11 protein-coding genes are annotated in these 14118 nt (G+C 47.9%); 6 read left to right on the forward strand and 5 right to left on the reverse strand.

Features of this window, described 5'->3' with window-relative positions; translation table 11 throughout:
- Positions 1-117: 117 nt before the first annotated feature.
- Positions 118-405 (reverse strand): addiction module antidote protein, encoded by a 288-nt coding sequence (locus K4H25_RS04330; RefSeq protein WP_221022163.1) that lies wholly within the window; start codon positions 403-405, stop codon positions 118-120.
- Positions 406-451: 46 nt separating this feature from the next.
- Positions 452-829, reverse strand: coding sequence for a hypothetical protein (locus K4H25_RS04335; protein WP_221022164.1), 378 nt, complete (start codon positions 827-829; stop codon positions 452-454).
- A 400-nt stretch (positions 830-1229) separates the two neighbouring features.
- Between K4H25_RS04335 and K4H25_RS04340 the strand changes: the two genes are divergently transcribed.
- Together K4H25_RS04340 and K4H25_RS04345 are read left to right on the forward strand one after the other, a co-directional pair.
- Positions 1230-1655 carry a pilin gene (locus K4H25_RS04340; protein WP_221022165.1) on the forward strand — a complete coding sequence of 142 codons (426 nt, stop codon included), beginning with the start codon at positions 1230-1232 and terminating at the stop codon, positions 1653-1655.
- A 131-nt stretch (positions 1656-1786) separates the two neighbouring features.
- Positions 1787-2182 (forward strand): pilin, encoded by a 396-nt coding sequence (locus K4H25_RS04345; RefSeq protein ID WP_255588014.1) that lies wholly within the window; start codon positions 1787-1789, stop codon positions 2180-2182.
- A gap of 220 nt (positions 2183-2402) precedes the next feature.
- Here the strand turns inward: K4H25_RS04345 and nrdG are convergent, their stop codons facing one another.
- Complete coding sequence (gene nrdG, locus K4H25_RS04350) at positions 2403-2870, reverse strand: anaerobic ribonucleoside-triphosphate reductase activating protein (protein ID WP_221022166.1); 468 nt, start codon at positions 2868-2870, stop codon at positions 2403-2405.
- A gap of 51 nt (positions 2871-2921) precedes the next feature.
- Positions 2922-5075 (reverse strand): anaerobic ribonucleoside-triphosphate reductase, encoded by a 2154-nt coding sequence (gene nrdD / locus K4H25_RS04355; RefSeq protein WP_221022167.1) that lies wholly within the window; start codon positions 5073-5075, stop codon positions 2922-2924.
- A gap of 321 nt (positions 5076-5396) precedes the next feature.
- On the opposite strand from nrdD, the gene K4H25_RS04360 reads away from it, so the two are divergent.
- Positions 5397-6341, forward strand: a complete 945-nt coding sequence (locus tag K4H25_RS04360; protein ID WP_221022168.1) for a hypothetical protein — start codon at positions 5397-5399, stop codon at positions 6339-6341.
- A 235-nt stretch (positions 6342-6576) separates the two neighbouring features.
- On the opposite strand, the gene hslU is transcribed toward K4H25_RS04360, so the two are convergent.
- Positions 6577-7899, reverse strand: a complete 1323-nt coding sequence (gene hslU / locus K4H25_RS04365) for an ATP-dependent protease ATPase subunit HslU (RefSeq protein ID WP_255588017.1) — start codon at positions 7897-7899, stop codon at positions 6577-6579.
- Between the two features lie 264 nt (positions 7900-8163).
- On the opposite strand from hslU, the gene K4H25_RS04370 reads away from it, so the two are divergent.
- From K4H25_RS04370 to K4H25_RS04380, 3 genes are all read left to right on the forward strand, one after another.
- On the forward strand, positions 8164-9735 hold the full coding sequence (locus tag K4H25_RS04370) for a response regulator (RefSeq protein WP_221022169.1): 1572 nt from the start codon (positions 8164-8166) through the stop codon (positions 9733-9735).
- 217 nt (positions 9736-9952) lie between these two features.
- The gene (gene ilvA, locus K4H25_RS04375) at positions 9953-11479 is read left to right on the forward strand and encodes a threonine ammonia-lyase, biosynthetic (protein ID WP_221022170.1); all 1527 of its coding nucleotides are present in this window, start codon (positions 9953-9955) and stop codon (positions 11477-11479) included.
- Between the two features lie 158 nt (positions 11480-11637).
- On the forward strand, positions 11638-13827 hold the full coding sequence (locus K4H25_RS04380; protein WP_221022171.1) for a PAS domain S-box protein: 2190 nt from the start codon (positions 11638-11640) through the stop codon (positions 13825-13827).
- Positions 13828-14118 lie beyond the last annotated feature (291 nt).

The following is a 14118-nucleotide window of genomic DNA, read 5'->3' on the forward strand; positions in this document are numbered from 1 at the left end:
CTCCGATAGCGCGCAGCGAAATCGAAGGCTCCGCCGCCTTATCGCCAGCGCTGGCGCGTAATTGATGCCATGCGGGCGATTACGCGACGCTAATCGTAGTAGTAACAACGCCAACCATTAACGTGGGCTAGCGTGCAATTGCAAGCCAAGGGCTTGGGTTACTTTGAGTATGGTCGCAAAGCTGGGATTGCCATTGCTAGAGAGTGCTTTATAGAGATTCTCACGAGAAAGCCCAGTGTCTTTGGCAAGCTGACTCATGCCGCGAGCGCGAGCAATATCGCCCAAGGCATGCGCAATAAGCTGTGGATCATTTTCCTCAAGGCAGGCCTCAAAATACAAAGTCATCTCTGCTTCGGTTTTGAGATAGTCCGCGACATCCCATTTGCTAAGGCCAGTATTTGACATTATTGCTTCTGTTTCAGAATGCGAGCAATGGCTTGTGCTTGTTTCGTTATTGCACCGCATTGCAGTCAACAAACCAGCAGCCTATCCCCAAAAAACCACCGCGTGGTTCTTTGATTCGGCCGATGGATTTAAGGAAATCAATCTCAGCTGGCGAGAGTAGCCACGCTTTCCACACCAAATCCTTGCGATTGGCTTCAAGCTGTACCCAAACCGGCACATCACGGGGTACGCGCTGTGGTGGAATCAAACGGTTTTGCTGATCACGCACCTGAAACGCCGCTGACACCAAATAATCCTTGCCATCCAAACGAATCACCGGCGGCGCATAATAATCCATCTGCGCATAAGCCCCTTCCGGCAAAATCCGCGCCGCAAAGGCGGGCAGGGCGCTAAGCAATAAGCAAACCACCAAAAATAAACGCATACGCCACCTCGTTAACTGATCCGCTTGATGGTAACAAGCCCAGATTTGTCAGGGAAGTATTAATGTGCGAGTGGGGTGGAAAGGTTGAATGGGGGATGGGTAATTAGCTTGATGTTGTTTGCGGCATAGGTATTTTTACCATTTACGGCAGTTTTTGTGACAAAAATGGTCAGACTCAGAGTGGTTAAACTACATTTTTGCGTAATTTAGCCTAGTCACTTTGATGGCGCGTAGCGAAGTCGGCGGCGGCATTGCCTTATTCCCTAGGTTTTATTGCAACGATTGCATACGGGTGATTACGCTAGGCTCATCATATTTACGCGGCTGGCACGATGATTGCTTATACCAAGATCAAGTTAGGCAGAATTGCCTACTCACCCAATACATTAGGAGCAATACCATGAACCAAACTATGAAACGCGCCCAACAAGGTTTTACTTTGATTGAATTGATGATCGTTGTGGCGATTATCGGTATTTTGGCTGCAGTAGCGATCCCTGCATATTCTGCATACCAAGCTAAAGCCAAAGCAACTGCTGGTTTAGCTGAAGTTGCTGCAGGTAAAACAGCAATGGAAGAAAAACTAAATAATGGCGAAACAGTCGCAGCTCAAACAGATATTGGTTTGCAAGCAAAGACACAGAATTGCACCATTGCCGCTACAGGTGGAGCTGATGGTGTTGCTAGTATTGCATGTACACTTATTAATGCTCCAGCAGCAGTTAATGGCAAAATTTTAACTTGGGCGCGTGATGCAGCTGGTGCTTGGACTTGTACTTCGGACGGCCCTGCAGATTTGATGCCAAAAACTTGCCCAGGCGTTTAATTTTGTTAGTTAAGTAATAGTTTGAAAGTAAGCCCCATAGTTATGGGGCTTACTTCTTATTAAATAAGTTGGATTTCAAGCTAAAATTAAATATGGCTCAAGATTGTTTTTTATTATGAGGAACTGGAATAATGAAAATACAAGCTGGCCTTACTCTAATTGAATTGTTGGTGGTGATTGCAATTATTGGCATTATTGCTTCTATCGCAACTAATCAGTATCAACAATATTTAAGCCAAAGCAAAGCGATGGCTGCGTATACTGAAATTGCTGCAGGAAAAACTAATTTTATTGGCCATATTAATAATGGCGAAACCGTTTCTTCAGTTGCTGATATTGGTTTGCAATCCTTAACCAATCATTGTGCTATTACGGTGACAGCGGCATCGATTCGTTGTGAATTACAAAATACGCCTTCGAGTTTAGTTAATTCAACCATCGTCCTCAATTATGATTTGATACAAGATCAATGGCTTTGCGCAACGACGAATATGTCGGCCGATATTAGACCTAAATTTTGTTCTTAAAATGAAATGTATATTTTAGTTCTGTAGGGTGCGCATTTGCGCACGCGGTGAACCGGTTGGTGATTTATCTACGTTGCGCTGTAAAGCCAATTGCAATGATTGTGTTGGATGATAGGCTTGGCGTAATTATGACGATTTGTGATTTATTTAGCATAATTCCGAGTGCGTAAACCCTGCGAATTTGCACACACTTCCCCAATCCCAAATAAGCTGCCGCGAATTAATCACCACCACGGTTGCGGTGGTTTTTGAGTTCGATCAGGCGTTGGTTGCTAGAGCCGCGCCAGGGTTGGCTGGTGGGGGCATTTTGTTCGAATTTGCCGTCGATGAGCACGTCGATGTATTGCATGATGGCGAGGTCTTGCAGCTCTTCAAACACGTAGCCAGTCCAGAGCCAGATGTTTTTTTCGGGGTAGCGCTGTTTAAAGGCTTGGCAGAGTTGGAGGATGGCGTCCCGATTGGCCGGGTGCAGTGGATCACCGCCGGAGAGGCTAAGGCCGTCGTGTGATTCGCAGGCTTGCAGTAGTTTTTGTTCGATTTCAGCGGTGAAGGCTTGGCCGGATTTTCTATCCCATGTCGATGGGTTGTAGCAACCTTCGCACGCATGTTGGCAGCCGCTGACAAAAAGCGTCACGCGGATGCCGGGGCCGTTGATCAGATCATGCGTGTAATAGCGGTCGTAATTCATGGGTATAGGGTTGTGGGCATGTATTTAAAATACTTGTGTTGATATACCCAATCACTCAACCGCATGCGCGTGGTGTTTGACTCGGCGCATGACTTCTTTTTGTTTGCCGTTGTTAAACGGCCGAGCGTTGGGGCTGCCGAGGTAGCCGCAGACTCGGCGGGTGACTGATAGCGTGGCGCTGTCGTGGTTGCCGCAGTCGGGGCAGACAAAGCCGTTGGCGGTGGCGAGGGTTTCGCCCATAAAGCCGCAAGCGCCGCAGGCGTCAACCGGCGTATTACTGCCAAAATACGGCACACGTTCGATGGCGTAATCCCAAATGCGTTCGAGCGCCAAGAGATTGTGCTTCATATTGGGCAGCTCAACATAGGTAATGTGGCCGCCGGTTGCGAGCTCGGCATAGCCGGTTTCAAAGTCGATTTTTTCAAATGGATTGACTTTGCGGTACACATCCAGATGGAATGAATTGGTGTAATAGCCTTTGTCGGTCACGTCGCTGATGTCGCCAAAGCGTTCTTGATCGAGTTTACAAAAGCGGTAGCACAGCGATTCACTTGGCGTGGAATACAGCGAAAAGCCAAAGCCTGTTTCTTCTTTCCAGCGCTGCGTGGCATCCCCCATGGTTTTGACCACCTGGTGCAAAAAGGCTTGCGCGGCGCTGGCATCGGCGGGATGTTGACCAAACAGTAATACGCCAACTTCGTGCAGACCGATATAACCCAAAGAGATCGACGCGCGGCCATCTTTAAATAGCGTCATGATGTCGTCTTGCGGCTTGAGTCGAATCCCAAACGCCCCTTCGGTATACAAAATCGGGGCTACATTGGCTTTTACGCCTTGCAGTCGTTGGATGCGAATATTGAGTGCGCGTAAGCATACTTGTAGGCGCTGCGCTAATAACTGATTAAATTGCTCGATATTGCCTTGCGCTTCAATGGCAATACGCGGCAGGTTCAGGCTGACTACACCTAGATTATTGCGGCCATTGAGGACTTCTTTACCTTGTTCATCGCGCCAAGCGGGCAAAAAGCTGCGGCAACCCATCGGTGATACTGGCACGCTCGAACCGGTAATTTGGCGATTGAGCTTGGCCGAGATAATGTCCGGATACATACGTTTGGACGTGCATTCGAGCGCCAATTGTTTGATGTCGTAATTGGGATCAGTGGGCTTGAGGTTAATGCCTTCGTCGATAAAAAACACCAATTTAGGAAACACCGGTGTGGTGCCTTCTTTGCCTAGGCCTTTAATTCGTACGCGCAAAATCGATTGCTGAATAATGCGCTCAGCCCAGCTGGTGCCCATGCCGAATGAAAAGGTTACAAAGGGCTGCTGACCATTGGAGCTAAACAGCGTGTTGATTTCGTATTCACACGCTTGAATGCCGTCGTAGGCTTCTTTTTCGGTGCGCTCGGTGGCGTAGCGTTCTGGGTCGGTAATGCCATATTCATGAGCAATGGCCAAATTTTTGGCATGGCTTTTGAGCACATACGGCGCGAGCACTTGGTCCAAATTGGGAATGGTGGTGCCGCCATATTGATGGCTGGCCACTTGAGCAATAATTTGCGCTGTGACCGCGCAAGCGACGCCGACGGATTTAGGGCTTTCGATTTTTGCATTGCCAAGGCGAAAACCGTTTTTGAGCATGCCTTCTAAATCGACGAGGCAGCAATTGGTTAGCGGCAAAAACGGTGAGTAATCCAGATCATGAAAATGGATATCGCCTTGGTGGTGCGCTTCTAAAATATCTTTGGGCAAAAAGGTGCTGGCAAATTGTTTCGAGACAATGCCGGCCATCAGGTCACGCATCACCGGAAAGACATTGGCATCTTTATTGGCGTTTTCAGTAGTGGCTTCGCTGTCGGTTTTATTGACTAAGCCCATCAGTTTGGCGTGTAGCTCCGAGCCTTGCGCGCGCGTGCGATCTCTGTCGTAGCGATATTGAATATAAATCCGCGCCACTTCGGGGTAATCATGCATCAAGGCGTCTTCGACCCATTGCTGAATCGTTGGAATATCTAATAAGCCGGTAGGGGCATTGTGCTGGCTCAAAGTGCGGCATTGTGCTTCAACTTGGCTGGTGATTTGTTCGGCCAATTGGTCTGGCTGCGGATATTTTGCAGCAGTGGCAGCGCGGCGGCAGGCTTCAAAAATTTTGGCACTGTCGTAGGCGGCTTTGGCGCCGTCGCGTTTAATCACTTTGAGCATTGCTGTTTTTTCCTTGGTGCGTAATCAGTGGTACAGGTATTGAGATTATTGGCTGACAGGGCTTTTGCTTTTGGCCTGCAGCTTATTGTGTTGGTTTGTGGCTTTATCTCGAAGCAAACACAATATATGGTGTTTTTGTTTTGCTTGCTGCACATAATGGGCTGTTTTTGATGGTGGTCAATATTTGTTTTTTTTGCTTGGATGAGGCCAAATAATGACAATTTGTCGTGTTTATGCCGCGTCTTTGCGTGGCTTTGCTGAGCTGGCAGGCGTTGATGCTATGCTGAAAATCTGTTTGCAATACTTAAGAATTACTTGCTTATGAAAAAATTAGCGCTGTTTTTTTTGCTCAGTTTGAGCTTGCTGTCACCGTTGTCGGCAAAGGATAAAAAAGAGCTGAATTTATTACCCAATAGCAATGTGCAACGCAGCGCCAATGCGGTGTTGTCTTTGATGTCGTATTCGGTGATTTTGGATTTGGCCGCCAGTAGTTTGTCGATTAAAGGTACTGAAAGTGAAAATAAAAAATTAATGATGACGCAATTGGGGGGCGGTTCAACCATCAGCAAAGATGTGCCTTTGTATTTGGAAGGCGCGTTAGCGGGCAGCCGTTTTGACCCGACTTTTGTCGCCACTAATGGCGAACAAGAGCGTGCGATTCCGCTCAAATGGACTTCCTTAAGTGGCACTGGTGGTATCGGCTGGGATTTTCCGATTGCAGAAAATTGGGTGTTGCGACCGATTGTTAATTTTTCATTGGGTACGGTGGCGAGTGATTTAAAAATCGCCAATTGGTGGATTAATTATAAAACGGGCAAAGAGTTTAATTTTTTTGATAAAGGCAGCATGAATGTGTACGGCTTAGGCGGCGCTTTAATGCTCGATTACGAGCTGGTCAAGCCCGAATACGAAGTGGATTTAGAGCTGCGCCTATCTCAAGTGCATTTGCAAACGTTTAAAACGAACGATGCGGTAGCCGGCAGTGCCAAGTCGCAAACCGCCAATGTCTGGACGCGATATCGTGCGCCGACAGGACTGACTTTTTTAAGCCGTCCGCTGCGTTATGTATTAGAAGCATCGCATTCGCATTATTACGGTGATCAGGCTGGGGTCTTGGGCTTTGATTATTTATCTACCGTGGGATTAGGTTTTGAGGTCGATAGCAGCGCGCATCCTGTGTTTGTAACCCGTACCCGGTTTTTAATGCGCTATATGTTTGGACCGAATGTATCGGGCTCAGGGATGAGTATTGCGATGAGTTTTTGATGGGATTAGCTTTAAGCCAATATAAAAAACAATGCCATTGTAGGGTGGAATAAGCACAGCGCATTCAACCTTGTCGCGAAGCTTATGGTGGAATGCACTTCGTTTATTCCACCCTATGGTTGGCAAATTTTAATTGCTTGATGGTTGAGTATTTCCATCTAGCCATTTAAATAGAAAGGCTAGATGGAAATACCTTGGTCTTTGAGGTTTTAAATTCAAACAGTTTGCCGGTAATTTAGAGCATAAAGCGGGCGAGGTCGTCGTTGCTGGCGACGCTGGCGAGTTTGCTGCTAACAAATTCAGCATCAATGGTCACCGTGCCACGTTTGGCGTCGAATGAAATGTCGGCGAGTAAACGCTCCATCACGGTATACAAGCGGCGTGCGCCGATGTTTTCGGTGCTTTCATTGACTTGCCATGCCATGTGCGCCAGTTTGCGAATCCCGTCTTCGGTGTATACCAGCTCGACGTCTTCAGTCGCTAGCAAAGCTTGATATTGCTTGGCTAAGCAAGCATCGGTGCCGGTGAGAATGGTGGCAAAATCGTCCACCGTGAGCGAATTGAGCTCAACGCGAATCGGGAAACGGCCTTGCAACTCAGGAATCAAATCCGATGGTTTGGCTAAATGAAACGCGCCAGAGGCAATAAACAAAATATGGTCAGTTTTGACCATGCCGTATTTGGTGGTCACGGTGGTGCCTTCCACTAGCGGCAGCAAATCACGCTGTACGCCTTGGCGTGACACTTCACCGCCTTGTCCTTCTGAGCGGGTGGTCACTTTGTCGATTTCGTCGATAAACACAATGCCGTTTTGTTCAACCGCGCGTAGCGCCTCGGTTTTGGTGTCTTCATCATTGACTAGTTTGGCGGCTTCTTCGTCGATCAATGCTTTGAGTGCGTCAGGTACTTTGAGTTTTTGTGCCTTGGTTTTTTCACTCATTGCGCCTTTAAACATATTTTGAATCTGGCTAGAGAAGTCTTCCATTCCCGGTGGCGCAAATACTTCCATTGTCGGCGCAGTGGCCGCAACTTGGATTTCGATTTCTTTGTCGTCAAATTTGCCTTCACGCAGCATTTTTCTGAATTTTTGCCGCGTTTCGCTCATGCCATCATTGGCATTGACTTCGCCATACGCTGGCGCTGCGGGCGGCAATAGCACATCGAGTACGCGGTTTTCTGCTGCGTCTTCGGCCTTGATGCGATTTTTGCTGATGGCTTGATCGCGAACTTGCTTGATGGCGATTTCGATTAAGTCGCGAATGATGCTGTCGACGTCTTTGCCGACATAGCCGACTTCGGTGAATTTAGTCGCTTCAACCTTAATAAATGGTGCGTCAGATAATTTGGCCAGCCGGCGAGCGATTTCGGTTTTCCCTACGCCAGTCGGGCCAATCATCAAGATGTTTTTTGGCGTGATTTCGCTACGCAGTGGCTCGGCCACTTGCTGACGACGCCAGCGATTACGCAGCGCAATGGCCACGGCTTTTTTGGCTGCGGCTTGGCCGACGATGTGTTTGTCCAGTTCGTGGACAATTTCTTGTGGGGTCATTTGAGTCATTGCGCAATCCTTAAGCATACGGTTTTGAATCACATCTGGGCATTTGGCGATTTTTAAAGGTCTGAGTGTGACTTGGAGGAGACGTGAGTGCGATTGCTGGAGTGATAGCTAGTGCATTTCCCTGAATTTTGACTAATCTACTAAATATGGCTTGCGTGGAGATGACGCTTGCTTGTTTCACTCCTTATTTCACAATGATTTAAATGTATAAAATTTTGCGTGTGTTGTAAGAGGCGACCACACGATGGGGTTTAACAGGGGCGCATGATGATTGATGATGAAAACTGGCTCGAAGAAGATACTGATTTATCGCTCCGTGCGGAGATAGAGCCGTGGAATGTACTGGTGGTGGATGATGAGCCCGATATTCATCATGTGACCAAATTGGCCCTATCTAATATTGATTTTTTAAACCGACCGCTGAATTTATTGTCGTGTTATTCAGGCGCAGAAGCCTTGGATATGCTTAACACGCGGGACGATATCGCCTTGGTGTTGCTCGATGTGGTGATGGAGTCAGAAGACGCCGGTTTAAATGTGGCCAGAGATATTCGCGAAAAACTACACAATCATCATATCCGGATTATTTTGCGCACTGGCCAGCCCGGTGTTGCACCAGAACGACACGTCATTGAAAACTACGATATTAATGATTACAAAGCCAAAACTGAGCTTACGCGCGATAAATTGTATACCGCGGTGCTAGGGACATTGCGCTCTTATAACGACATCATGTTGATTGAACATCAACGTCGGCAATTAGATGCCAATCGTCGTGGGTTGATCAAAGTCGTCGATGCATCAACAACGATTTTTAAACAGCAATCAGTGATTAAGTTCGCGCAAGGCGTGCTCGAGCAATTGCAGTCATTATTGTTTTTTGAGCAAGACGCTTTGTATGTGGTGGTCACTGGCGGGCTGGCGGCTTTGTCGCAAAGCGATGATTTAACCATTATGTATGCTACTGGTGGCTATCAGACTTTTTGTGGGCAGACCTTGGCTAATGCCGAATTAAGTCGTTTAAAACCATCGATTGACGAGGCACTTGCGCAGCGGCATAGCATTTTTGCGGCCGACCATTTTATTGGTTTTTTTCAAGCACCTTTGGGTTCGGTGAATTTACTGATTATTGATGGTCCGGTGGCGCTGTCGCACCCTGATGCCAATTTAATCGAAATGTTTTGTAAAAATGTCGCGATTGCGTATGAAAACTTGATGCTCAATAAAGAGATCGAAGAAACGCAACGCAGCATTATTTATCAGCTTTCTGAAGTCATCGAAAATCGTTCAAAAGACACCGGTAAACATATTCACCGAATGGCTGAGTTTTCTTATGCGCTGGCCATTGTGCTGGGTCTGAGTGAAGAAGAAGCCGAGATTATTCGCATCGCCAGCCCCTTGCACGATATTGGCAAAGTCGGCATTCCCGATTTGGTGCTCAATAAGCCCGGCATTTTAGACGCACAAGAGCGGGCGGTGATGAATACGCATGCGCAGCTCGGTTATGAAATGCTCAAAGCGTCTAAACCGCGAATTTTAAAAATGGCCGCTGTGATTGCCCACCAGCACCATGAAAAATGGGATGGCAGTGGTTATCCGCAGCAATTGGTCGGCGAGCAGATTCATATTGCTGGGCGAATTATTGCTTTGGCGGATGTGTATGATGCGCTGGCGCATTCACGTTGCTACAAACCACCATGGTCGCGTGAGCGGGTGTTGGATGAAATTAAAGCCGGATCGGGTAGTCATTTTGATCCAGAAGTGGTGGATGCGTTTTTCCGTTGCTTACCAAAAATTGAAGAAATCAGAATGTCTTATCGAGATTACGCTGACTAATCTATGCGTAAGGCGTGACTTTTACGGTTAGAATGGGCGATTGTAATAAATCGCCCCTTTTTTTGCCGTTAGCAATCGATTGCTGGATTAAGTCGTAAAGCAAAATGTTTTTTGGCCTTGTTCTCTCGTTGTCGGCTACGGTCTGAGCAACGCTTGGCGTTAACATTTTGCCTGTATCACTTAGCCAATCAGTCGATTAAACCAAGGTCATGCGCCAATGAATAAAGACTACCTCGAACGAACACTCTCAGCCCGTGTATACGATGTTGCGATTGAATCGCCGCTAGAGCACGCTCCGAATTTATCTCGTCGTATTGGAAATACGGTGTATTTCAAGCGCGAAGATATGCAGCCCGTGTTCTCGTTTAAAATTCGTGGCGCATATAACAAAATGGTGCAGTTATCACGCGCTGATTTAGAGCGTGGTGTGATTGCCGCTTCGGCAGGTAATCACGCGCAAGGTGTGGCGATGGCTGCGCAATATTTAAAGTGCCGCGCAACGATTGTGATGCCCGCGACTGCGCCGCGCATTAAAGTGGATGCGGTAACGCGCCGTGGTGCTGAAGTGGTGCTCATTGGTGATTCTTATTCTGATTGCTACGAACATGCGATGAAATTGGCGGCGCAATCGGGGGCCACTTTTGTTCATCCTTACGATGATCCTGATGTGATTGCCGGGCAGGGCACAGTGGCGATGGAAATTTTACGCCAACATCCTGATCCAATTGACGCGGTGTTTATTCCTGTCGGCGGTGGTGGCTTGCTAGCGGGCATGGCGGCATATATCAAACGTTTACGCCCAGAAGTTAAAGTCATTGGCGTTGAGCCCACCGATGCCAATGCAATGTATTTATCACTTAAATTGGGCGAGCGTATTACTTTGCCGCAAGTGGGTATTTTTGCTGACGGTGTGGCGGTCAAGCAAGTGGGCGAAGAAACATTCCGCTTATCGCAAGAGTTTGTTGATGATGTGATCTTGGTTGATACCGACGCGATGTGCGCGGCGATTAAAGACGTTTTTGAAGATAATCGCTCGATTTTAGAGCCCGCAGGCGCATTGGCCATTGCCGGCATGAAGGCGTGGGCGGCGCGCGAAGGCGCTCAAGATCAAACTTTTGTGGCGATTGCTTCTGGCGCCAATATGAATTTCGATCGCTTGCGCTATGTGGCCGAGCAAGCCGAAATGGGTGAGCAGCGCGAAGCGATTATGGTGGTCACCGTGCCAGAAAAACCGGGCAGTTTCCGCACCTTCTGCAGCTTGATTGGCGCGCGTAATGTCACTGAATTTAATTACCGCTACGCCAAAGAAAGCGAAGCGCATGTGTTTGTTGGCTTGTCGATTCAGCATCGCTCAGAAGTAGTCGATTTAATTGCCACGCTGGCGAGCCATGAATTGGCGGCGGTGGATTTAACCGACAATGAATTGGCTAAATTGCATATTCGCCATTTAGTCGGTGGACATGCGCCGCAAGCGGTGAATGAGCGCTTGATTCGTTTTGAATTTCCAGAACGCCCAGGCGCATTGTTGAATTTTTTAAATGGCATGAGCGACAACTGGAATATTTCTTTATTTCATTATCGTAATCATGGCGCGGATTATGGTCGGGTCTTGGTGGGGATTCAGGTGCCGCCAAGTGATGACGTTGAATTTAATGCCTTCCTAACGCGCTTGGCTTATCCGTATTGGCTAGAGACGCATAATTTGGCGTATCAGTTATTTTTGGGCACCGAAGCGGTGAATTGATTTTAATCTGACTATTTTTGTTATTTTGATGGCAGGTGTTGTTTGACACTTGCCATTTTTTTATGACGCTGTTCTTTTGTAACCATATCACTTTATAGTGGCATGTAATCCTTTGCGCGCAGTGCAAAGCATCATCATTGCCTAATCAATAGAGTGTTATGTTTAAGCTAAAAAAATACACTGTTTTTATCGTTACGCTATTGCTTGGCCTATTGTTAACCGCTGCGAGTATTAGTTTGTATTATTGGCAGGCCATTAATTTGGCGAATGGGCGCTGGCAGCAAAGCCAAGATCAGTTATTGGATCAATTTCGGACGCAATTATTACTGGCCCAGTCCGATTTGCAGCTTATTCAAGCGGCTTTTATCGCGCAAAATCAACTTTCTCCCGAGCAATTCAATCAATTGCAATTACAAAGTCAATCGCGAAAAATCAGCGCAGGCGTGCTGGCGATGGGCTTTGTGCGCCCGGTTTCTGCTGACTTTTTGAGCCAATATATTGAGCAAAATCGCAGCGATACCCGCTTTGCCACAGAGTTTTATTCGGTATTTGATGTCGCTAGCCCGCAGCAAAAAGAAGCTTTACAGATTGTGGATATGCTCAGCCCACTCAATAGTACGACTGCGCAGTGGTTGGGTTTTAATTTGGCACATAATGCAGCGTTTAAACGCGCTTTAGAGCGTGCCAAAAGTAGTGGTCAGCCGTGGATGAGTGATGGCTTTACCGCCAGCTTAGTGCGCACTGAGTCTTTGGTGATTTATTTACCGATTTATCGCAGTTTATTTAATTCGAGCACGCCCGCATTAAGATCGAGCAATTACTTGGGCAGCGCGATTGTTTTACTACAAACCAAACCTTTTTTTGCCGCGCTAGATCGCTTGGCCGCAGCGGCTGGCTTGGCTTTTCGCGTAGTGGATCATGGCGCAATTGATGCTGTGGCGCGCTCCGCCGCTGCGGCAAAAATACGCTATAGCTCGAGTAATTTTCAGCCAGATGCCAGTTCAGGCCTGATGCTGGCACCGCTGAATGTGTTGGGTCGGCAATGGCGGTTTGAATTTCAACCCATCGCCAGTGCACTGAGTTTGCAGCAAATGCAGTTTATGGCATGGCTGGCAGTTTTGGGTCTGGCGTTCAGCCTGTTGTTGGCCAGCTTATTACAGCGCCGCAATCGTTTGCCGCAGCCGGTATTGGATGACAACGTGGACAAGCAAAATTTGCGTTTAATTCAGGAGCTACCAACGCGGACATTACTTGAAGCGGTGAGTGACCCTTTGATATTGCGCGATGCTCGCGGGCAAATTACTTACGCCAATGCCGTAGCCGAGTTGCGCTTGGGCCAGCATGACCGTAGTTTGCTGGGCTCCATTGAGGCGGTATTTGACGCGGCTGAATTAGGGCGATTAAGCATGCCGCAGCAACTGATGGTGAGCCATATTGATCGCGATGAACAAATGCGGCAGTACGAACTGATGCTCAAACCCTTGCGGGACGACCGCTTGCAGTGGATTGGTACGGTGATGCAAGCACGCGATATTAGCGCCAGTGCGGCCACGATTAAATCTCTGCGTGAGCAAGTTGAGCGCTTAAGCATGATGGTGGAGATTTCCAATGACTGGTTTTGGGAACAAGACCCTGAAGGGCGATTTACTGCGGTGTCGGGCGGGTTTTTTACCGACTTGGACATTAACCCTGCGCTGTTTATTGGTAAATGTCGCTGGGAGCTGGGGCACGGCGGTTTATCAGCTGCGCAATGGGCGGCGCATCGTGCCGTATTGGCATCGCAACAAGCGTATCGTGATTTTGAATATCAAACCGAATTGAATCAGCAGGCGCTGCATTTAAGCGTTTCGGGGCGGCCGGTGTTTGACCATAACGGTGAATTTATCGGCTACCGTGGCGTGGGCCGCAATGTAACGGCGATTCGCTTGGCGCAAGCGGCGCTCTTGGCTGAGCAGCAGCGCGCCCAAGCTACTTTGGCCTCGATTGTTGATGGGGTAGTGACGACGGATTTAAACGGCCGGATTTATTATCTAAATCCTGTTGCATCCGCCTTATTGGGTTGGGAACCAGAAATGGCGCAAGGGCAATATTTAAGCTCGGTTTACCAAACCATCGACGCTAAAACGCGCTTGCCGCTGGCTGGCTTAGCGGCATTGGCGTTACAAAATTCAGCATCAGGCCACGGTGCACGGCGCAGTATTTTACTCAATAAGCTTGGCCTGCATTTTTATATTGAAGAAAGCGCCGCGCGAATTCGCGACGATGCGCATGGCACTTTGGGCGCTGTTTTGGTGTTTCGTGATATTAGTAATTGGCAGGATGAAGAGGCGAGCGTTTTTGGTTTTTAGGGGTATTGCTTGCAAGGCTTTTATATTCGCAGGTTTGAAGTAAATACGTTGATAATTTAGTGATGACTTGCTGTCGATGGTTTTAAGTGCCTACGGCACGGTTATTTACAGTCGCAGTCAGTGGCGGCCCCATCTTTCTTTGTCTCGCCAAAGAAAGATGGGGAAAGAAAGGCGATTTTGATCTCGCCCAGCTCCGCTGTTCCCTCGATCGATCGTGAGCCAAACGGTAATGCTTTTGTTTCTGACTCACTCGGTGCGCTTAAACGGGTTTTTAAGCCCCAGATCAACGAG

Source organism: Deefgea piscis (assembly GCF_019665785.1).
Classification (GTDB): domain Bacteria; phylum Pseudomonadota; class Gammaproteobacteria; order Burkholderiales; family Chitinibacteraceae; genus Deefgea.

Bases quoted from the DNA above. Each gene is read 5' to 3' on its own strand.
- K4H25_RS04330 (WP_221022163.1), bottom strand. From the start codon at position 405: ATGTCAAATACTGGCCTTAGCAAATGGGATGTCGCGGACTATCTCAAA.
- K4H25_RS04335 (WP_221022164.1), bottom strand. From the start codon at position 829: ATGCGTTTATTTTTGGTGGTTTGCTTATTGCTTAGCGCCCTGCCCGCC.
- K4H25_RS04340 (WP_221022165.1), top strand. From the start codon at position 1,230: ATGAACCAAACTATGAAACGCGCCCAACAAGGTTTTACTTTGATTGAA.
- K4H25_RS04345 (WP_255588014.1), top strand. From the start codon at position 1,787: ATGAAAATACAAGCTGGCCTTACTCTAATTGAATTGTTGGTGGTGATT.
- nrdG (WP_221022166.1), bottom strand. From the start codon at position 2,870: ATGAATTACGACCGCTATTACACGCATGATCTGATCAACGGCCCCGGC.
- nrdD (WP_221022167.1), bottom strand. From the start codon at position 5,075: ATGCTCAAAGTGATTAAACGCGACGGCGCCAAAGCCGCCTACGACAGT.
- K4H25_RS04360 (WP_221022168.1), top strand. From the start codon at position 5,397: ATGAAAAAATTAGCGCTGTTTTTTTTGCTCAGTTTGAGCTTGCTGTCA.
- hslU (WP_255588017.1), bottom strand. From the start codon at position 7,899: ATGACTCAAATGACCCCACAAGAAATTGTCCACGAACTGGACAAACAC.
- K4H25_RS04370 (WP_221022169.1), top strand. From the start codon at position 8,164: ATGATGATTGATGATGAAAACTGGCTCGAAGAAGATACTGATTTATCG.
- ilvA (WP_221022170.1), top strand. From the start codon at position 9,953: ATGAATAAAGACTACCTCGAACGAACACTCTCAGCCCGTGTATACGAT.
- K4H25_RS04380 (WP_221022171.1), top strand. From the start codon at position 11,638: ATGTTTAAGCTAAAAAAATACACTGTTTTTATCGTTACGCTATTGCTT.